The organism is Mesorhizobium sp. M0011, from assembly GCF_040324155.1.
GTDB lineage: Bacteria > Pseudomonadota > Alphaproteobacteria > Rhizobiales > Rhizobiaceae > Mesorhizobium.
In genome coordinates, this window is record NZ_JAMYVQ010000001.1 from 302,626 (window position 1) to 322,532 (window position 19,907).

At 62.4% G+C, this 19,907-nt stretch carries 19 protein-coding genes and 1 tRNA gene; 6 read left to right on the forward strand and 14 right to left on the reverse strand.

Features of this window, described 5'->3' with window-relative positions; all coding sequences use genetic code 11:
- Positions 1-3 precede the first annotated feature (3 nt).
- From NKK51_RS01425 to NKK51_RS01440, 4 genes are read right to left on the reverse strand one after another with little or no spacing between them, the layout of a single operon-like run.
- Positions 4-795 carry an ABC transporter permease gene (locus tag NKK51_RS01425; RefSeq protein ID WP_128302516.1) on the reverse strand — a complete coding sequence of 264 codons (792 nt, stop codon included), beginning with the start codon at positions 793-795 and terminating at the stop codon, positions 4-6.
- On the reverse strand, positions 788-1,675 hold the full coding sequence (locus NKK51_RS01430) for an ABC transporter permease (RefSeq protein ID WP_352550775.1): 888 nt from the start codon (positions 1,673-1,675) through the stop codon (positions 788-790). The genes NKK51_RS01425 and NKK51_RS01430 overlap by 8 nt, the downstream gene beginning before the upstream one ends.
- Complete coding sequence (locus tag NKK51_RS01435; RefSeq protein WP_128302533.1) at positions 1,672-2,709, reverse strand: ABC transporter ATP-binding protein; 1,038 nt, start codon at positions 2,707-2,709, stop codon at positions 1,672-1,674. The genes NKK51_RS01430 and NKK51_RS01435 overlap by 4 nt, the downstream gene beginning before the upstream one ends.
- A gap of 27 nt (positions 2,710-2,736) precedes the next feature.
- Positions 2,737-3,777 carry an ABC transporter substrate-binding protein gene (locus NKK51_RS01440; protein WP_023808560.1) on the reverse strand — a complete coding sequence of 347 codons (1,041 nt, stop codon included), beginning with the start codon at positions 3,775-3,777 and terminating at the stop codon, positions 2,737-2,739.
- 195 nt (positions 3,778-3,972) lie between these two features.
- Between NKK51_RS01440 and NKK51_RS01445 the strand changes: the two genes are divergently transcribed.
- The gene (locus NKK51_RS01445) at positions 3,973-4,971 is read left to right on the forward strand and encodes a LacI family DNA-binding transcriptional regulator (protein WP_352550777.1); all 999 of its coding nucleotides are present in this window, start codon (positions 3,973-3,975) and stop codon (positions 4,969-4,971) included.
- A gap of 13 nt (positions 4,972-4,984) precedes the next feature.
- Here the strand turns inward: NKK51_RS01445 and NKK51_RS01450 are convergent, their stop codons facing one another.
- Together NKK51_RS01450 and NKK51_RS01455 are read right to left on the reverse strand one after the other, a co-directional pair.
- On the reverse strand, positions 4,985-5,770 hold the full coding sequence (locus NKK51_RS01450; protein WP_023808562.1) for a DUF1499 domain-containing protein: 786 nt from the start codon (positions 5,768-5,770) through the stop codon (positions 4,985-4,987).
- 80 nt (positions 5,771-5,850) lie between these two features.
- The gene (locus NKK51_RS01455; RefSeq protein WP_352550778.1) at positions 5,851-7,479 is read right to left on the reverse strand and encodes a fatty-acid--CoA ligase; all 1,629 of its coding nucleotides are present in this window, start codon (positions 7,477-7,479) and stop codon (positions 5,851-5,853) included.
- Positions 7,480-7,663: 184 nt separating this feature from the next.
- Here NKK51_RS01455 and NKK51_RS01460 point away from each other — a divergent pair, with 184 nt between their 5' ends.
- Together NKK51_RS01460 and NKK51_RS01465 are read left to right on the forward strand one after the other, a co-directional pair.
- Entirely contained in the window at positions 7,664-8,020 is a 357-nt protein-coding gene (locus tag NKK51_RS01460; RefSeq protein ID WP_023808564.1) for a hypothetical protein, read from the forward strand.
- A gap of 143 nt (positions 8,021-8,163) precedes the next feature.
- Entirely contained in the window at positions 8,164-8,553 is a 390-nt protein-coding gene (locus NKK51_RS01465; RefSeq protein ID WP_352550780.1) for a DUF427 domain-containing protein, read from the forward strand.
- Positions 8,554-8,592: 39 nt separating this feature from the next.
- On the opposite strand, the gene NKK51_RS01470 is transcribed toward NKK51_RS01465, so the two are convergent.
- From NKK51_RS01470 to ppdK, 3 genes are all read right to left on the reverse strand, one after another.
- Positions 8,593-9,333, reverse strand: coding sequence for a polysaccharide deacetylase family protein (locus NKK51_RS01470; protein ID WP_352550782.1), 741 nt, complete (start codon positions 9,331-9,333; stop codon positions 8,593-8,595).
- Positions 9,334-9,502: 169 nt separating this feature from the next.
- Complete coding sequence (locus NKK51_RS01475) at positions 9,503-10,606, reverse strand: glycosyltransferase family 9 protein (protein WP_352550784.1); 1,104 nt, start codon at positions 10,604-10,606, stop codon at positions 9,503-9,505.
- A 118-nt stretch (positions 10,607-10,724) separates the two neighbouring features.
- Positions 10,725-13,403, reverse strand: coding sequence for a pyruvate, phosphate dikinase (ppdK, locus tag NKK51_RS01480; protein ID WP_352550785.1), 2,679 nt, complete (start codon positions 13,401-13,403; stop codon positions 10,725-10,727).
- 223 nt (positions 13,404-13,626) lie between these two features.
- On the opposite strand from ppdK, the gene NKK51_RS01485 reads away from it, so the two are divergent.
- The 3 genes from NKK51_RS01485 to NKK51_RS01495 all read left to right on the forward strand — a co-directional run bounded on the left by NKK51_RS01485 (position 13,627) and on the right by NKK51_RS01495 (position 14,639).
- The gene (locus tag NKK51_RS01485) at positions 13,627-13,971 is read left to right on the forward strand and encodes a VOC family protein (protein WP_127290804.1); all 345 of its coding nucleotides are present in this window, start codon (positions 13,627-13,629) and stop codon (positions 13,969-13,971) included.
- Positions 13,972-14,099: 128 nt separating this feature from the next.
- Positions 14,100-14,174: transfer RNA gene (locus tag NKK51_RS01490), tRNA-Gln, on the forward strand.
- 240 nt (positions 14,175-14,414) lie between these two features.
- Entirely contained in the window at positions 14,415-14,639 is a 225-nt protein-coding gene (locus NKK51_RS01495; protein WP_352550787.1) for an Hpt domain-containing protein, read from the forward strand.
- Between the two features lie 15 nt (positions 14,640-14,654).
- Here NKK51_RS01495 and NKK51_RS01500 read toward each other — a convergent pair whose 3' ends face one another.
- The 5 genes from NKK51_RS01500 to NKK51_RS01520 all read right to left on the reverse strand — a co-directional run bounded on the left by NKK51_RS01500 (position 14,655) and on the right by NKK51_RS01520 (position 19,907).
- On the reverse strand, positions 14,655-16,079 hold the full coding sequence (locus NKK51_RS01500; RefSeq protein ID WP_352550789.1) for a glycosyltransferase family 2 protein: 1,425 nt from the start codon (positions 16,077-16,079) through the stop codon (positions 14,655-14,657).
- Entirely contained in the window at positions 16,079-17,116 is a 1,038-nt protein-coding gene (locus NKK51_RS01505) for a HEAT repeat domain-containing protein (protein WP_352550791.1), read from the reverse strand. The genes NKK51_RS01500 and NKK51_RS01505 overlap by 1 nt, the downstream gene beginning before the upstream one ends.
- Positions 17,117-17,118: 2 nt before the next feature.
- On the reverse strand, positions 17,119-18,861 hold the full coding sequence (locus NKK51_RS01510; protein WP_352550793.1) for a YaiO family outer membrane beta-barrel protein: 1,743 nt from the start codon (positions 18,859-18,861) through the stop codon (positions 17,119-17,121).
- Entirely contained in the window at positions 18,861-19,253 is a 393-nt protein-coding gene (locus tag NKK51_RS01515) for a response regulator transcription factor (protein ID WP_127270163.1), read from the reverse strand. Before NKK51_RS01515 ends, NKK51_RS01510 begins: the two co-directional genes overlap by 1 nt.
- 276 nt (positions 19,254-19,529) lie before the next feature.
- Positions 19,530-19,907, reverse strand: coding sequence for a response regulator (locus NKK51_RS01520; RefSeq protein ID WP_292566459.1), 378 nt, complete (start codon positions 19,905-19,907; stop codon positions 19,530-19,532).

The window sequence follows — 19,907 nt, forward strand, 5'->3', positions numbered from 1 at the left end:
CGCTCAGGATTTTTGGCGAAGGGTCACGACCAGGACAACGACCACGACGATGACGGTCCACAAGGTCGAAATCGCCGCGATGGTCGGGTCGATCTGATCGCGCAGCGACAGGAACATGAGCTTCGGCAGCGTGCTGTTTTGACCACTCGCGACGAAGATCGAAATGACGGATTCGTCTAGCGAGGTCAGGAAGGCCATCAGTGTGGCCGACAACAGACTGATCTGAAGTTGGGGGACAATTATTCCGCCAATGGCTCTCGCCCAGTTTGCGCCCAGGCTGCGCGCCGCCTGAACCTGGTTCCAGTCAAAGCGGGCCAAGGCGGGCAACAACACAATGCACGCGACCGGAATGGCTAGTACCACATGTCCGACCAGGACACCGAACAGCGTTCCGACAAGACGTTGCGCCGCCAGAACAAAGAAGAGACCGATCGCGAGCAGGATCCCCGGCACAATGGACGGGGTGAGCAGAACGCCCTGAATGGTTACGGCGGCCTTTCCGCCGAGCCGGTTGATCGAGATGCCGGCCAGAAGCCCCAGCGGCACTGTGATCATCGCTGTCAATGTGCCGAGGATCAGGCTCGTCCTGAGTGCGGCCATCCATGTCGCCGAACCGAAGAAAGTCTCGTACCAGCGCAACGAGTATGCGCGCGGTGGGAACTCGAGAAGATTGGACGCCGAAAAGGAGAGCGGGACGACGACGAGCGTCGGCAGCATCAGGAACGCCATAACGAGCGCACAAAAGCTCCACAGGAGGATGCGGGCCAGCCTGCTGTCTGGATAGGCTTCAAGCATGGGCTGTGCCGATGCTGCGTCCGGCAATGAGCCGCCGCGCAGCCAGGAACATCACCCCCACCAACGCCATAAGAACGAGGAGCAGAATGCCCAGGACGCTCGCCGAGCCCCAATCCTGGAAGGTCGATAGCGTGCGCTCGATCCGGGTGGAAAGCGGATTTACCTTGCCGCCGCCAAGCACCGCGGGCGTGATGAAGAACCCTATGGTGTAAATGAAGACGATGATCGAACCCGAGAAGATGCCGCCGGCCGAAAGCGGCAGGACGACCGTGCGGATCGTTTGCCCGAGAGTGGCGCCCATGCTCGCCGACGCGCGGACGAGGTTTGCATCGATATCGCGCATCGCCGCATAAACGGGCAGCAGAAAAAGCGGCAGCATGTAGTGAACCATGCCGATCAGCGTTCCCGTGAAATTGTAGACCAGCGGCAATGGCTCAGCTGTCAGGCCTGAACCCGTCAAAGTTGCGTTGATCAGGCCATCGCGCCGCAACAGCACGAGCCAGCCATAGGTGCGCACCAGAATGGAGGTCCACAACGGCAGCATGACGAAGGCCATCAGCAAATTGGCCACCCTTGGTCTGGCGCTGGCCAGGGCGAGCGCCAGGGGAGTACCGAGAAGAATGCAGATCGCCAGCGTGCCCAGGGACAGTTCAAGGGTTGTGACCAGTGCCGACCATGTCAGCCCGCTCGAAAGCACCTTCTCGTAGTTGCCGACGGTGTACTCGCCCCCCGTGGTCAGGAAGGATTGCCGGATGATCCATAGGATAGGCAGTATCGCCGCCAGTCCGACGATGAACAGCGCAGGCAGTGAAAGCGAGAGGAAGAACCGCCGCTCGCGTCGCGCGTCTGCCGCGAGCGCAGGATCGGCAAGGACGGTCACGCTACCACTCCCGGTATCGCGTGAACTTTCGCTGCTGGTGCATAGGCGGTCACCCGCTGACCGGCGGCTAGTTCGGCGCAGCCGCTGGCCAGCGCCGCCGGAATGCAGACAAGTATCTCTTGCCCGCCGTCAAGCGCCAGCGTCAAAAGCCAGTTCTCGCCACGAAACGCCTTGGCGCGCAGCGTTCCCTCAAGGGCCACCCCGTCTGGCCCGACGAGCTTCGCATCAAGATGGAAGCATTCCGCGCGGATCATCAGAGCTTCGCGTGACGCATCGGCGCCGTCTATTCTGCGCGCCGAGCCCGGGGCCACAATGTTGGCCTCGCCCATGAACTCCGCGACGAAGCGGGTCGATGGACGATCATAGATCCGCTGTGGCGTATCGATCTGCTGGATGCGGCCGGAATTCATCACCGCGATCCTGTCGGACATGATTAGCGCTTCGCGCTGGTCATGCGTCACATAGATGGTGGTGATCCCCAGATCATCGTGCAGACGCCGGATCTCGTACTGCATGGTTTCGCGCAGGTTCTTGTCGAGCGCCGACAACGGCTCGTCCATCAGCATCACGCGTGGCTCAAAGACGATCGCCCGCGCCAACGCCACCCGCTGGCGCTGGCCGCCGGACAATGCGGCAATGTTGCGCTCCGCCAAACCTTCAAGCTTCACGCGGGCCAAAGTGTCGAGTGCCCTCTGGCGGGCCTCGGCTTTCGGCGTCTTGCGCAGCACCAACGGATACTCGACATTTGCCAGAACGTTCATGTGGGGAAACAGGGCGTAGTTCTGGAAGACTATGCCGATGTCGCGCTTGTTGGGGGCCAGGCGGGTAATGTCCCGATCGTCCAACAAAAGTTTACCGGAATCGGGCCGGACAAATCCGGCCAAAGCCATGAGCAGCGTGGTCTTGCCCGATCCGGACGGCCCCAAGAGCGTGAGAAATTCGCCAGCCTGAATGTCGAGCGAGACATCGTCCAGCGCGACGTAAGATCCGTAGGTCTTGCGCACGCTGTCGATGGTGATCGGGAGCGACTTCATCATGTGCTTCAGCCTTAAAGCTGAGACTCAGCGGGCCATCATCTCATCGAAGGTTTTTTGAGCAGCTTCGCCATTCTTGACCCACCAGTCCGCATTCGAAAACACCGAAGTGCCGGCATTTTCAGGCGCGGTCGCAAGGGTCTTCAGACGGTCCTCGGGAATAAGGCCACCCTCATAGCCAGCAGGATTGACCGGGCCATAAGCGATGAAATCGGTCAGCTTCGCCACGCGCGCGGGCTGTGTCATCGCCGCGATGAGTTTCATGGCCGCTTCCTTGTTCGGCGCCCCCTTCGGTACCCCGAGGCAATCCGTACCGATGACGGAACCCTTGAACGTGTAATCGACCGCGCCGCCATCCGCTTTCACGGTTTGGGCCCGCCCGTTCCAGGTAACGACCAAATCCGCCTCGCCATCTTTCAGCAACTGCGCAGACTGAGCTCCCGAAGTCCACCACACCGCGACATTTGGTTTGATCGCTTCAAGCCGCTTGATCGCGCGATCCAGGCCCTCCGGCGTGCTGAGCACGGAATACACGTCGGCCGGTGCTACGCCGTCCGAGAGCAGCGCGATCTCGATCGAGTCCTGTGCATTGGCGCGGAGGGCGCGACGGCCCGGAAATTTGGCAACATCCCAGAACTCCGCCCATGTCTTTGGCGGGTTCTCGCCATAGGTCTTGGTGTTCCAGGACATGACGGTGCCATAGGAGTCGAACGGATAGCAGTAGTCGGACTTTGCGCCATCCGGCACGGCCTTTGGATCGATGATCTTGTAGTCGAGCGGCTCCAGCAGCGACTGTGCGGCGGCCTGCGCGCCCTCCGGTGAGCCCAGGTGAATGACGTCGGTTGTGACCGCGCCCGAGGTGACCTGCATCTTCAGGGCGGCCAAGCCGTCGCTGAGGGTCTCCTCGCGGACATCATAGCCAAGCTCTTTTGCAGCGGGGGCCCACATGGCTTCCTTCATGGCGTTGCCATAATCGCCGCCCGCGGTCGTGATGGTGACTGATTGGGCATAGACCGGCACGGCGGCCGAGAATGCTAATGCCGTCAAGGAAATGCGTAACCAAGACATAGGTTCTCCTCCCTAGAATTTGTTGAGACGCGCTCAAAATGGCCAATTGTTGACAATCGTAACGTTACGATTGCATCCAATTGCAGGAGAGTCAAGCTGCTTTAGCGAGAGCTTGGATTGACTGTGAGGTGGAATTCGGTCACGTAGTGGAAGTTAGCAAATCAGCCGGCGCTTTCGCAAATGAGGTCGGGCGACATGACCAACCTGAAACAGATCGCGGCGGAACTTTCCCTTTCGGTCACCACGGTATCCCGCGCGCTGAAGGATGGGCCGGAGGTTCATCCCGCCACCATCGCTCGCGTCAAGGAAGTGGCGCAGCGGGTCGGCTATGTGCCAAATCATCATGGCTTCGCGCTCAAAACTGGCCGCACGCTGACGATGACAGCAATATACCCGATGGAAACAAAAGATCATCTGTCCGATCTGTTGAAGCTTCCGTTAATCGAAGGCATGACGCTGGCGGCGCGGCAAGCGGGTTATAGCCTATCCATCTACTCCACCACGCCCGATGATGATCCCATCGAGAGTGTGCAGCGACAGCTTCAGGCGGGCAGCACAGACGGACTGATTATCACACGCATGGTCTCGGGTGATCCGCGCGTTAAGCTATTGCTGGATAGAGGCATGCCATTCGTCGCGTTTGGAAGAACTGACCTGGATACAGCATATCCTTATGTCGACATCGACAATGAACAGATTGCCTACGAGGCGACCCGGCGGCTCATGGACAAGGGCTGCCGACGCATTGCGCTGCAACTTCTCGTTCCGGGCGACCAGGCGAGTGCCATGCGTCTTTCCGGGTATGGAAGGGCAATGGCCGAGGCTGGTATTCCGATCGACCAGTCGCTGATCGGTCATGGAATGTTCACCATGGAATCGAGCGCAGCCTGGTTCGATCGCATGCTGGCCTGGTCAGATCCGCCGACGGGCTTGGCATGCGCCAACGAACTGGGCCTTCTGGGGGCATTACACGCTCTCGGCAGAAGAGGTCTCGCGCCAGGGAGTGACATCCACATTGTCACTCGGGACAGCACGCGGCTATCGCGCTTCCTGCCTGCGAAGATCGGCGTTCATTTCGTGGACATAGCGGGTGTCGGACGCAAACTTGTCGAAGTCCTGGAGAGCCGGATCGCCAATCCGATTGGACCGGTCGCGACAGTCTTGTTCAAAGGAGAGTTCCACCCTGGCGAATAGCCTCCCCTGGGTCTCATTCGACCGGAGCGGCGCCAACCTGACCGGCGACTTCCTGGTCGAGTTCCGCGAGAAATTCGGTGATGCGCGCCGCATTGTCGCCGAGGTCGTAGCGGCCGTAGCGGGATGCCGACCGCATGTCGACGATGACCGTGTCGCCATCGTCCGTCACGCGGATCGCCACGTCGGCGGGAAGGCCGATCACGAAGCCCTTGGCGACGGCGGTGATGGTCACCTCGCTTTGCCCGGCGAGATCGGGATAGGGTTCCGACAGCTCCCAGTCGCGCCGGTCGAGCACGGTTTCGACGGCATTGACGACGGTCTCGAACGGCAAGTCGTAGCTGCGTGCGCTGACCAGCGGATAGCTATCGGTCTGCAGCCGCTGTTCCCCAGGCGTCGACGGCGCAAGCACGTTCATATCCTTCCTCCGGTCGCTCACGTCGAGCGCCGGCGGTTCGTCGAAATCCGTCGAGATATCCCTGAGCGGCGGATAGATCGTCGCCCAGTAGGCGGCGACGCCATAGGGTGCGAGCACCAGCAGTGCCAGCAGCGCGCCGACCGTCAGGTCGCGACCGCCGCGGTCGCCGAAATTCCAGAGCCGCGAAAAGGCAAACCCGGCAAACAACAGCGCCATCGCCGCCAGCAGCGCGACAATGCCCAGCACCCACAGAAAGACAGGTGTTTCGACGAGATCGAAGCGATGGCCGACGAAGACCGTCAGCAGCAGCACCAACGAAAAAGCGGCCGTGCGCCGCGACCAGCCGGCCGCCTTCGACGTTTGCCGTTCAGGAATGCTAACCATCGTTTTCCGTGCTGCCCCAACCCGAACGGAGACTTAGTGCCTTTTTGCGATGGCATGAAGCCGAAACATGCACCATCGCGTCAATCCGTCGGCAGGCGATAGTCCTTGAATTGCTGGCGCAAGGTGATCTTCTGGATCTTGCCGGTGGCGGTGTGCGGAATTTCACCGACGAAAGCGACATCGTCCGGCATCCACCATTTGGCCACCTTGCCGTCCATGAAGTCGAGAATGTCAGCCTTGGTCGGTTCCTTGCCCGGTTTGCGGACGACGACCAGCAGCGGCCGTTCGCCCCATTTCGAATGCTGAACGCCGATGGCTGCCGCCTCGGCGACATCGGGATGGCCAACAGCCAGATTCTCGAGGTCGATGGTCGAAATCCATTCGCCGCCGGACTTGATGACGTCCTTGGCGCGATCGGTGATCTGCATGTAGCCGCCGGCGTCGATGTGGGCGACGTCGCCAGTGTCGAACCAGCCATCCTCATCGAACTGCTCCACGCCGGCGCCGCCATAATAGGCACGGGCAACGGCCGGCCCACGCACTTTCAGGCGGCCAAAAGTCTTGCCGTCCCAAGGCTGCTCGTTGTTGTCGTCGTCGGTCACCTTCATTTCGACGCCGAAGGGCGGATAGCCCTGTTTCTGCTGGACATCGAGCCGGGCTTCGCCCTCAAGACCGGCATGGTCCGGCTTCAGGGTGCACAGCGTGCCGAGCGGCGACATTTCGGTCATACCCCACGCATGGATGACCTGGACATCGTAGTTCTGCTGGAACTTGGTCATGATCGCGCGCGGGCACGACGAGCCGCCGATGACAACCTTGTTCAGATAGGGAAGCTTCTTGCCGGTCTCCTCCAGATGCTGCAGCAGCATCATCCAGACGGTCGGCACGGCGGCGCTGAAGGTCACCTTCTCGGTGTCGAGCAATTCATAGATCGAGGCGCCATCCATCTTGCAGCCGGGCATGACCAGCTTGGCACCGATCATCGGCCCGCTCTGGCCAAGGCCCCAGGCATTGGCGTGAAACATCGGCACGACAGGCAGGATCGTATCGCGCGACGACAGTCCCATGGCGTCGGGCATGGCAGCGATCATGGCGTGCAGCACGTTCGAACGATGGCTGTAGACGACGCCCTTGGGATCGCCCGTGGTCCCGGACGTGTAGCACATGCCGGCGGCGGTGCTTTCGTCGAAGGTCTTCCAGGCGAAGTCGCCATCCGCCTCGTCAAGCCAGTCTTCATAGGCGACCGCGTTGGGCAATGTCGTCGGCGGCATATGCGCCCTGTCGGTCAGCACGATCACCTGTTTCAGCGATTTTACGGCGCCGGCGATTTTCTCGAGCAGCGGCACGAAGGTCAGGTCGACGAAGACTGCCTTGTCCTCGGCATGGTTCATGATCCAGACGATCTGCTCGGGAAACAGCCGCGGATTGAGCGTGTGGTAGATGGCGCCGATGCCCATGATGCCGTACCAGGCCTCGATATGGCGTGCGGTGTTCCAGGCCAGCGTCGCGATGCGGTCGCCCAGCCCATAGCCGTCGCGCTCCAGCCGCTGGGCGACCTTCAGGGCACGACGATGGATGTCGGCGTAAGTGGTACGCACGATCGGCCCCTCGATCGAGCGCGTCACGATCTTACGCACGCCATGCTGCCGCTCGGCATTGTCGATGAGCTTATGGCAAAGCAGCGGCCATTCCTGCATCAGTCCCAGCATTCGGTCCTCCCTCACGCTTTTGCGTTGTGCTTTTCGGGCTATTGTGGAGCGAACCGGCCGATTGTCCAGCCGCCAGCACCACCCAGCGCCGCATTGGTGGAAAACCGCCACAATCCGGCCATCGTCCGCGTTAAGTTTCGTTAACGGGCAAAGGGGGTGCGATTGGCGACTGAAAGAGGTTCGCATGGACGCGCAGCTCGACGACAAGGCTCTCGAGAGTACGCTTGCCGAAAGTCTGGCCGATGTGGTGCCGGACACAAAGACTGTTTCCGAAGATGAATTTGTTGAAGTTGTCGGCGGCGCGCTGGAAGCGGTCGGCGGCACGCTGCTGTTCAAGATGTGCGTCCAGAATCAGGGCGAGGACCAGCACGTCGCAGCCGCGTCAGTCGGCGATGGCGGAAACCGCCAGTTCCTGCTGCTCACCTTGCCTACCGGCGGCGGTTCCTTGAAGGTCGAGACCGTATCGAGAAGCAGCAACCCGGTCGCCGGGATCGCTGCCGCCTATGCCGGTCTCATGGACGTGTTCAAGGCCGCTGCCTGACAGCTGACGACAAGTATCTCGAGGGTTCCAAGGCGCGATCCATCGGCGTCGGCCCGGCAAGTTTTGCGTACTGGATGGCGATAGCGGCTTGCACAATGCGCTTGCGCGACACACCTTAAAGTCGACGCAAGGAGAGCCCCCGCATGGATCAGATCGCCAACCCCGCACCCGGTTTCCAACGCAACCCAGACAAAATCATCACCATCGAGTCCTATGCCGGCACCGTTACCGTGCGTGCCGGAGACGTGGTCATCGCTTCAACAGCGAAGGCCAAGGTGCTGACCGAGGCCCCCTATCCGGCGGCGTTCTACATTCCGTTCGCCGACATCGATTTCGGCAAGCTCGGCCGCACCGACCACTCGACCCATTGCCCCTACAAGGGCGATGCAAGCTATTGGAGCGTGCTGCCTGCCGGGGAAACCGGCCAGAACGCCATGTGGGCCTATGAGCGGCCTTTCGACGAGATGGCTGAGATCCGCAACCACGGCGCATTCTATGCCAGCAAGGTCACGATCGAAGCCAAACCGGACTGAGCCGACGCCGAAGGCATCGAGCTCCGCTCGGCTGGCCACTCACTCCGTCGTGCCGTTGTTGCCGATGCCTTCGGCATCGTCGAGCCGCACAAAGGTCAAGCCCTTGGCCTTGAGCGCCAGCAGCCCCTGCACCACGCCTTCGCCGGCCGCATGGGTCGGCTGGTTGATGTGCGAGATGATGACGTCGCCGTCCTTGGCCGCCGCGATGCGCCGGGCGGTTTCCTTGGCGCCGAGCAAAGAGCCACCGTCGCCGTTTATCGAGAAACCCGCGACCTTGAAGCCAAGCTTGCGGATCATGGCGATTGCCGACGGGCTGTATTCGGCGGTTGCGCCACGGAACCATTTCGGTGCCGGCTCGCCGGTCCCGGCAAGAGCGGCGGCTCCCGATTCGACCTCGGCCAGCACCGCGTCCGGGCTGCCGGCACTGCGGATGCCATAGATTTTCCGCGGCGTGTCGACCGCCGGAATGTGGTGGCCGCCGTGATTTTCCAGTTCGAACAGATCGGGATGCGCCCGCATGATCTCGACAGCGGCGGCATTTCGCTTCAGCCAGATGCCGGTGACGAAAATGGTGGCGGGGATCTTATTGTCCACCAATGCCGAAAGGATCCGGCTGTCGGTCTGTCCACCGCACGCGTCGAGCGTAAGCGCCACACGGCCGGCTCCGCTCGCCTGCGACTTGATGTGCAGCGTCGGCTCGACGAGCGGCGCGGCATGGCTGGCGGATGCCATCGCCCACAACATGGCGATCATACAGAGATTTTTTTGCAGCAGGCGCATCAAACCGATTCCCGGACCCGTCATTTCAAGCAGGCATCCCAACGACCCGCATGAAGGCGGAAATCGGGATGATGCATAGCTGAAAAGCGCTCCGCGACAATGTGACCGTTCCTGTGGGCGACAGGTCATTCCACCGCGTCGAGAGCGGTCGTGCATGCGGCGCATGATCTCAGATGGCGCGTTCCAGCTTCATTTCGGTGCGCGAAAGAACCTCGCGCACCGCATCGACCACAGGCTTGACCTCTAGGCCCCAGACGCAGCATGCTTTGCTCGGATCCGGCGCGCGGCAGAGGTTTTCGGCCATGCAGGCGCAAGGCATCGGCGGCTGGAGCGAGATGCTGGGCACGCCGACGGGCCCCCAGCGCGACGGCTCCGTCAGACCGAACAATCCGACAACCGGGGTTCCGGTGGCTGCGGCCATGTGCATCGGGCCGCTCTCATTGCCGAGAAACAGCCGAGCCTGTTTCAGCAACGCCAGCAGGCTTTCAAGCGACAGGTCACCGACGAGATTGACGACCGAGGGCGCGGTTCTGGCGACGATACGTTCGGCGATCTCGCGCTCGTCCGGGCCGCCCACCAGGACGACATCCAGGCTGGTCTCGCCGGCAATCTCGACGATCACTGCTGCAAACCGCTCCGGCTGCCAACGTCGGCCCTCGAAGCTTGCACCCGCATGCACGGCGATGAATGCGTTTGGCCGCAGATGGTGCTTACCCAGCAGCGCCAATGCTTTCGCCGTCTCCGATGGCAGCGGCTGAAGGTTCGGAATCACCGTGCGAAGTTCGATGCCGAGCGCTTCGAGCGGCGAGAGGTAGCGGTACAGGAAATGCTGACCATCAAAGCCGTAGGGCTTGGCAAAGACATTGGCGGGTTGCCGCTCCAACATACGCAAGGGTCTTTCGGAAGGATTGTAACCGACACGGGTCTTGGCGTTGACGAGCCCGGTGACCATGCGCGACGTCTTCGAATCGGTCAGGTCGATGGTCAGGTCGAAACGGAAGCGGCGCAACGCCCGCACCATGGCGTAGAGCTCCTTCCCGCGCTCCAAGGGCGTTCCGCGCATGCGGTCGCGCCTGAATGCGACCACCTCGGAAGCGATACCATGGGCCATGACGAAGCTCTCGAAGCGGGCCTCGCACAGAAAGACGATGCTGGCGCCGGGGAATTCGAGCCGCAGGTTTTTGGCGAGCGCCGAGGCGAGGACGAGATCGCCTATGAACTTGGTTTGGACGACCAGGATCGAGTGGAACGGCGCGGGAGAAATCTGCAGCATGTGTTTCCGGGAGCAATTTGCGGATGGCCGCAAATTGGGCAGGAACAATGTCGAGATTACGCGACGCCGCCAGCACGTTCGCGTGAATTGCCTTACAAAACGGTAAGCTGGATGGATCCTATCCTCGGCCTGCCTTCGCAACCAGCACCGCTGCCTGCGCGGCCGCCAGCCTGGCGATCGGCACGCGATAGGGCGAACAGGACACGTAGTCGAGGCCGACCTCTTCGCAAAAGCGGATCGAGGCCGGATCGCCGCCATGTTCGCCGCAGATACCGAGCTTGATGTCTGGCCGCGTCGCCTTGCCCTTTTGCGCGGCCATGCGCACCAGTTCGCCGACGCCGTCGATGTCGAGCGAGACGAACGGGTCCTGATCGATAATGCCCTTCTGGCGGTAGGTTTCCAGGAACGAGGCCGCATCGTCGCGCGAGATGCCGAAGGTCGTCTGGGTCAGGTCATTGGTGCCGAAGGAGAAGAATTCGGCCGACTCTGCAATGACATGGGCGCGGATCGCGGCGCGGGGGAGCTCAATCATGGTTCCCGTGAGATAGTCGATCTTGACGCCGGTTTCCTCCATGACGCTCTTGGCAACCGCATCGATGCGCGCCTTGACGTAGTCGAGCTCCTTCACCAGGCCGACGAGCGGCACCATGATCTCGGGGACCACCAGGGCGCCGGCCTTCCTGCCGGCCTCCACGGCCGCCTCGAAAATGGCGCGTGCCTGCATCTCGGCGATCTCGGGATAGGAGACGGCAAGTCGACAACCACGATGGCCGAGCATCGGGTTGAACTCGTGCAGCGCCTCGGTGCGCTGCCTGAGCTTGTCCGGCGACACCTTCATGGCGGCGGCGACCTCGGCCACCTCCTCCTCGGTCTTCGGCAGGAATTCGTGCAACGGCGGATCGAGCAGGCGGATCGTCACCGGCAGGCCGGCCATGATCTCGAACAGTTCGAGGAAGTCCGAGCGCTGCATGGGCAGAAGCTTGGCAAGTGCGGCGCGCCTGTCCTTTTCGGTGTCGGCCAGGATCATCTCGCGCATCGCGACGATGCGCTCGCCGTCGAAGAACATGTGCTCGGTGCGGCAAAGGCCGATGCCTTCAGCGCCGAAGGAACGCGCCATGCGCGCGTCGAGCGGCGTTTCGGCATTGGTGCGCACCTTCATGCGACGCACGGCGTCGGCCCATTCCATGATGGCGGCGAAATCGCCGGAAAGTTCCGGCTGCAGCATCGATACGGCGCCCTTCAATATCTGGCCATTGCTGCCATCGATGGTGACGATGTCGCCCTTGCGGAAGGTCGAGCCCATCGCCATCAGCGTGCCGGCCTTGTAGTCGACACGCAGCGAGCCGGCCCCGGAGACGCAAGGCTTGCCCATGCCGCGTGCCACCACCGCGGCGTGGCTGGTCATGCCGCCGCGCGTGGTCAGGATGCCTTCCGCCGCATGCATGCCGTGGATGTCTTCGGGGCTGGTTTCGATGCGCACCAGGATCGCCTTGCGGCCCTGCGTCTTCAATTCCTCGGCGTCGCCGGAGGAAAAGACGATCTCGCCGGTGGCGGCACCGGGCGACGCCGGCAGGCCAATGCCGATGACATCGCGCGCGGCCTTGGGGTCGATGGTCGGATGCAGCAACTGGTCGAGCGAGGCCGGGTCGATACGGGCGACGGCTTCCTCTTTCGTGATCAGTCTGTCGCGCGCCATCTCGACGGCAATTTTCAGTGCCGCCTTGGCGGTGCGCTTGCCGGAGCGGGTCTGCAGCATCCACAATTTGCCGCGCTCAATGGTGAATTCGAGATCCTGCATGTCGCGATAGTGCTTCTCCAGATTGTCGGAGATGGTGACAAAGGACTGGAACGCGTCAGGCATCAGCTTCTGCAGCGACGGCTTGTCCGAGCCGGCTGCGATACGCGCCGCTTCGGTGATGTTCTGCGGCGTGCGGATGCCGGCGACGACGTCCTCGCCCTGCGCGTTCACCAGGAACTCGCCATAGAGCATCTTTTCGCCGGTCGAAGGGTTGCGCGTGAAGGCAACGCCGGTGGCCGAGGTTTCGCCCATATTGCCGAACACCATGGCCTGGACGTTGACCGCCGTGCCCCAGCTTTCGGGAATGTCGTGCAGGCGGCGATAGGTGATGGCGCGGTTGTTCATCCAGCTCGAGAACACGGCTGATATCGCGCCCCAGAGCTGCTCATGCGGATCCTGCGGAAAAGGCCTGCCGAGCTCTTCCTCGACCTTGGCCTTGTAGAGCGCGATGACGCCCTGCCATTCGAGCGCCGTGAGTTCGGTGTCGAACTCGTGCCCGAGCCCGCCCTTCTGATCCTCCAGGATTTCCTCGAACACCTCATGATCGAGGCCCATGACGACATCGGAATACATCTGGATGAAGCGGCGGTAGCTGTCATAGGCAAAGCGCGCATCGCCGGAATCGGCGGCCAGCGCCTCGACCGTCTCGTCGTTCAGGCCCAGATTGAGCACGGTGTCCATCATGCCGGGCATCGAGGCGCGAGCGCCCGAACGCACCGACACCAGCAGCAGTTTCGACGGGTCGCCGAACCGACGGCCGGTCAGCCGGCCGATGTGATCGAGCGCGACCGCGACATCGGCTTCCAACCCGGCCGGATAAATACGGCCGTTGGCGTAGTAGGCGTTGCAGACCTCCGTGGTGATGGTGAAGCCCGGCGGCACCGGCAGCCCCAGGCTGCACATCTCGGCCAGGTTGGCGCCCTTGCCGCCCAGGAGATTCTTGTCGCTGGCACGGCCTTCCGCCGCACCATCGCCAAAGGTGAAAACCCATTTGGTCATGCATCGCTCTCCGGTTGCAGGAGATTGGAAAGATTGGCGAAACGGAAAGTTCCGCCGGTCCGTCCTTGGAGCGATATGATGCTGCAGTGCGAAAGGCAAGCGCCGGCAAAGCGGTCGGCCTTCTACAATCGATTAAGCAAAAGCCGCGTCCGAAGATGCGGCAAAATGACTTGCCATTCCGAGGTTTTTGATGTAGAACATAAAGGGAACAAACAGGTGCGCCATGAAACTGCCCGGAAAACTCGACTATCTGGAAATGCCCGCGACCGGTGGAACGCTGGACCGGCTGAAGGCTTTCTACAGTACTGCCTTTGCCTGGTCGTTCACCGATTATGGGCCGACCTATTCGGCCTTTGCCGAAGGCCTGGACGGAGGCTTCCAGGCAGATGCCGCGGAAGCGCCATCAAAGCCGCTGCCCGTGCTCTACAGCAGGGATCTGGAGCAAACCCTCGACGCTGTCGAAAGCGCCGGCGGCACGATCGTCAAACCGATCTTCCCGTTCCCCGGCGGCCGGCGCTTCCACTTCGTCGATCCAGCCGGAAACGAGATGGCGGTGTGGTCCGAATAGCCCGCTGCATATCATTTGGCAGTGCTGCGTTGCCTGCCCAATTCGAGCGTTCCAACCGTCACTCATAAGGATTGTGCTTTTTGGCTGCTCTGCTAATAACGCGCCGCACAAGCGACTCTGACGGCAATTGGGGCGTCGCCAAGTGGTAAGGCATCGGTTTTTGGTACCGACATTCCCAGGTTCGAATCCTGGCGCCCCAGCCAAACACCTTTCTAGTGATGGCGGAGCGGCCGCCCATAGCACAGGCATGCCGGTGTCGTTGCAGACCAGCCTGGCGCCGTTCTCCTCTGACAGGAGATCGTGCTCGACAAACAGTCCGTTCCAACCCGCGCCGCTTTCTGCTTGAATACCCTCGACGTCCCGCAATGGAGCATCGCCCTATCTCAAACGATCCCTTCGCTTCCTTGCAGCAACGTTTCCTTGCCCGGTGTGCGGATCGGCTCGTGGAGTTGAAGGCCGCCCGTGAGAGGAGGGCTGTGCCCGGCAGCAGTTCCGACGATACGCTGATCGGGATCGCCCACTCGCTGGCGGGTGGGGCCGGAACGTTCGGCTTTCCGGGTATCAGCGTGCGAGCGTCCGAGCTTGAGACGCTGCTGATCGAGCGATCGGATGTCGCACATACTGCGCTCGATGCGCTTATTGCGGAGATCGAGCGGACGCTGAAGTGACTCAACCGAAGAGGCTCACTTCTTCGGTCCAGTCAGGCCGGTCCTGGTCATCTCGCCCCAGCTCTGGTCGGCGCGCAGATATTGCCACCAGCCCTTCACGCGCCAGAAATTGTTGAGCTGGCGGTAGCCGAAATTCTCGATCACCGCCACGGCCGTGAGCACGGCAAGGTCCCGCGCGCGCGGAAAACGCTGAAGCTCGGCTTCTTCGAGAACCAGCGAACACACGCTCACGCAAACGCCGTAGGTGAAAACCAGCGACGTGAATGCCAAGAGATATTCGGTCGAGAGGATGCCGAGTAGCCAAAAGGCTGGGATCAGCACATAGCCCAGCACCTCCGATATCGGCCCAAGCACATCGACAATCAGTATGTGGCCAAAGCCGAGGAAGCCGACCCGCCCATAGCGGGGATTGAAGAGCATGGAGCGGTAGCGGAAGAAGCACTCAAGCGCACCGCGCTGCCAGCGCGTGCGTTGCCTGGCTAGAACGCGCAGTGACTCTGGCGCTTCTGTCCAGCACACCGGCTCCGGAATGAACTGGATGCGGTATTTGCGTTTGGTGTCCATCATGTGGCGATGCAGCTTGATCACAAGGTCCATGTCCTCGCCCATCGACCCCTTGGTGAAGCCGCCAACCGCCACCACTTCGGCGCGGCGGAACACGCCGAAGGCGCCGGACACCAGCATCAACGTGTTGATGCGGCTCCAGGCCAGCCGTGCCATAAGGAAGGCCCGCAGATATTCGACCACTTGGAGCAGTGCCAGCAACCGGCTGGGCAGGCGGATCTCGCGCACCCTGCCCGCTTCGATCCTCGATCCATTGGCGATGCGGATCGTGCCGCCGACGGCGATGGTGCGCTCGGGATCGTCGATGAAGGGCTGGGCCGCGCGCATCAGTGCATCGGGCTCGAGGATGGAGTCGCCGTCGATCACACAAAAGAGAGGCGCGCGGCAGACATTGACGCCGGCATTCTGGGCATCGGCCTTGCCGCCATTTTCCTTGTCGACCACAAACAGCCGTTCTGTCATCGGCGAGGAATAGAGGCCGCGGATCGGCTTGTGTGTCAGGGCCTCCTCATAGGGCCGGTGGAATTTCACCAGCTTGAAGCCTTCGATAAGGCGCTGCAGAGTCTGATCCTTCGAGCCGTCGTTGATGACGATAACCTCGAAATTCGGATATTCGAGCGCCAGCATCGAGTGCACGCTCTCGACCACGTTCACTTCCTCATTGTAGGCGGGCACCAGCAGCGCGATCGGCGGCGCTACGTCGCCATAGCGGTGCCACAGCAGAGCCGAACGCGCGACCGGCGGGCGCTTGGACAGGGCGTAGGCGGCGATGATGAGCTGCAGCAGGTAGATCGCCGTCTGCGCCAGCCCCGCCCCGATGATGAACCAGGACAGGATGGAGGCCCCCAGAACGATCTCTTGGCTCCAGTCGAACATCAGGTGGCTGGCCCCTCGGCAAGGATCAGCGAGGCTGTGCGCTGCCTGCGCGAGACGTCGCTGGCGGCGATCTCGCGCAGCACCTGCTCTCCCTTCTGGCCAAACGAGCGGAGCGCGTTGGCAGCGGCATAGCGCACAGTCCATGCCTCGTCGTCCATAAGCTGCGCGAGGGGCGGGGCGAGTTCAGACAGGCCGAGGCGGCCCGCCGCATCGGCAGCGTCGGCGCGTACATCCCAGCCGCCATTTTCCATCGCCTTGATCAGGATGGCCGGCGCATTGGCATGTCCGGTCAGGCCGAGTGCCCGCAATGCGGCTGCGGCAACCTCCGATGACGGATCGCCGGCCGCGCGAGCAAAGAACTCACCAAACCGGAACCCGCCGTTGCGGGCAAGCGCATCGATTGCGGCCGCCCTGATGAAAGGCACCGCGTCCTGACGTCCGGCGTAATCCCTGAGTTCGTCGAACCGCTTTGGCGGAAAGCGCCTGAAAAGCTCGATCAGGCGTCGCGAGCGCTGTCCCGCCACGCCGATCTTGCGCAGCGTTATGACGAGCGGCGGCAAAGCGCCGAGATCGCAGAGCGCGATCGCGACGGCGATCCTGACCTCACGTGATCCGTCGCGGTCGAGTGCCGAAAGCAGGCTTGCCACCGCGTTTTCCGAACGCAGGGCCGCCAGCATCTCGGCCGCGTGGATGCGTTCGGCGCCGTTGCCTTTTTCCAGTTGGGTGCCGACAAGCGCCGGCAGGCCACATTCGTTGAAGGCTGAGAGGAGCTCGTCGTGCTCCTCGCCGCGCAACAGCGAAATAAACTCGAAGCCGGCATCGACCGCCACCCTCGCCGGCACCGCGAGCAGCGCCGTCTTCAATGCCTCGCGATCCCGATTTTCGGTGAAGGCGATCAGCGCCGTCAGAAGAAGGCGCCGCTGATCGGCGCTCGCCGTCCCCCGGCGCTCGTGCAGCACTCGGCGCGCGATCAGCAGAAGCATGATCGCCAGGGAAAGGGCACTGAGCAGGATGGATAGGTGCCAGATGTACAACATGATCAGAACCGCGTGGTTAGGCCGAGCCCGAATATGGTTCGGTCGAATGTCGGGCGCTGCTCATGGGCGAGGCTGCCGCGCAGCGTCAGCGGATCGGTGACGTCCCAGGAGATTCCGGTAAAGACGGTACGCGTCGGCACCAGCGTGCCGTCGGAGATCTCGGGGGCATCCGCATAGCCACCGAACACATTGACTCTCGGGGTAACTGCAAGATCGGCCCGCAGCACATAACCATCGGCGCGCGTGCCGATATCGTCGGCTGCGTGGACCCAACGTGCCGAAAGCCCCAGCCGGCCGTCCAGGACATAGACTTGCACCCAGGGCGAGATTGTGGAGACCTCGGCGGTGGCGAAATTGTCATAGCGAGCATCGATGTTGAGCGAGAACGGGCCGAGCGCTTTCGCGGGCGCCATGATCCGCCACGAAGCGCCGGCCCCGACCGAATATCGTGCCAGGAAGTCGGCATCCGGCGTCGCCGCTGCCAGCACATAGGCCGAAACCGTGGGCGAAAAGGCCTGGTCGATACGGCCATCAATCTGAACATCGGTGCGACCGTAGCGAGTCGCCATCCGGGTGCGGCCCGAAATGGTCGTCTGCGGGGTGAGCCGATAGGCAAGGCCGGTCGAACTGTCTGTCCAATCACCAAGTCCATCGGTGAGGTCGCTCACTTCGCTACCGATATCGAGCCGCCATTTGCGCGGCGGTGACGCAGCTAGTCTCTGCTCGATGTCGCGCGAGCCGGGTTCGAGGGCAAGCGCCTGCCGGTAGGCATCGCGCGCGGCGTCGTCGTCGCCACGGGCGCGGCGCACATTGCCGATTCCCACCAGCGCTTCGGCATTGCGAGGATCGATCGCCAGAACCCGCTGAAACGATTGCTCGGCCCGCGTGTAATCCTGCTCGATCAGGGAAATCCGCGCGTCGAGGCCGAGCGCCTCGGCATTGTCAGGCACAGTGCCAAGCACGTCATCAACCGTTGCGCGGGCGCGCGGCACGTTGCCCTGCCAGATCGCCAGGCGGACCTTGCCGAGGCGGGCGTCGAGAAGGCCGGGCCTGATTGCCAGCGCCTGGTCGAAGAAATGCCCGGCCTCGTCGAATTTCTGTTGGGAGCCCGCCACGAGACCCATGGCGACCAGGATGTCGGTGTTTTTAGGCGCCAGCCGCAGCGCGCGGCGATAGGCGTTCTCCGCCTCGGGCAATTGTCCCGCCGCCCGCAATCTCTGGCCCTTCTCCATCAGGCCGGCGACAGGATCCGGCCGCGGCGGGCGCAGCTTCTTCCTCGCGGTCGCAGGCTTCTGCTTGCTGCTGTCGGCCTGCTGGGCCTTGCGGATGTTGGCGACAAGCGTCGCCGCGTCGGCATTGCCCCGCTCGGCACGCGACACCTCTTCTGCCAGTTGCAGCGCGGCGTCCAGATTGCCTGAGCGGAACTCGACCTGAGCGATGCCGAAGCTGGCATCCAGATAGGTCGGCGCAAGCGCAAGCGCCCTGGAAAAGGCTTCACGCGCCGCCGGCAGATTGTTGCGGCCAAGCTCGGCGAAGCCAAGTTGCACCAGGGCGTCGGCATTGTCGGGCTTGAGCGCCAGCGCACGCCGCAACAGCTCCGCCGCCTCGTCGAAATGCTGGGCTTGCCTGGCCTTGACGCCGGAAGCGTACAGTTCATCGACCGCCTGGGCCAGCGCGGCGGCAGGCGCCGATTCAACCGCCAGGAAAACGCATGCCGCAAGGACAGCGCGACGGCCACGCCACATCAGCGTTTGCCGCTCTTGCGCGCCAGCAGGCGCGCAAGCCGGGCCAGGAGCTCCTCGGGAATGAAGGGCTTCACAAGGTAGTCGTCGGCTCCCTTCTCAAGGGCCGAGACGATGTCCCTTTCGCCCTTGCGGGCGGTCAGCATGACAACCGGGATTTCCGACAAAGCCGGGTCGCTCTTGATGCGGGCAAGAACCTCCAGGCCGTCGGCCTTGGGCATCATCGCATCGAGCACGATGATGTCCGGCGCCTCATGCTCCGCCTTCAAGAGCGCTTCCGCCCCGTCTATGGCCTTGATGACCTCGTATCCCTTTGCCCTGAGCCTGAATTCCATCAGTTCGAGCAAGAGGGGATCGTCATCGCAAATCAGAACTCTTGCCTTCGCTCCGTTCACCAGCCTTGCTCCGGTTCGCGCCTCGTTTTGCCGCTTGCCCCCCGGAGTGATTGATCCATGAACCGACGTCCGCCAACGCGGTTCATGCAGACAGACACATTCTTCTCAATCTCTCGCCTAGCTCCGCCGATGCCGCGCGATTATAGACAACCTGATTCGCTACGCCTGCACCTCGGCACAATCAGTAGATGAATAAGGCGACATGGTATAGGAGCCGTGAACGGCGTCGCACAGTCTGCAGCCAGACTGCGCTCGGTGCCCACGCCAAACGTCGGCTCAGGCGCGCGATAGAAGCAATCTTTTGACTTCACCGGCAAGCGCAAGCGGGTCGAACGGCTTGGCGATCACCCCTACCGCCCCCATCGCCAGATAGCGTTCGACTTCATGCGTCTGGGTGCGCGCGGTGATGAACACCACAGGTATCGAAGCCGTCGGCCCGGACTCGGCCAGGCGCCTCAGCGTCTCCGGCCCATCCATGTCCGGCATCATTACGTCGAGCAGAATGAGGTCGGGCCGCCATTCGGCGGCATCGACCAGCGCCTGCATGCCGGACGGGCAGGACCGCACCTCGAATTCCGGCTCGAGCTCCAGCGACATCTGGGCGATTTCGCGGATATCGTCCTCGTCATCCACATAGAGAATCCTTGCGGGCAT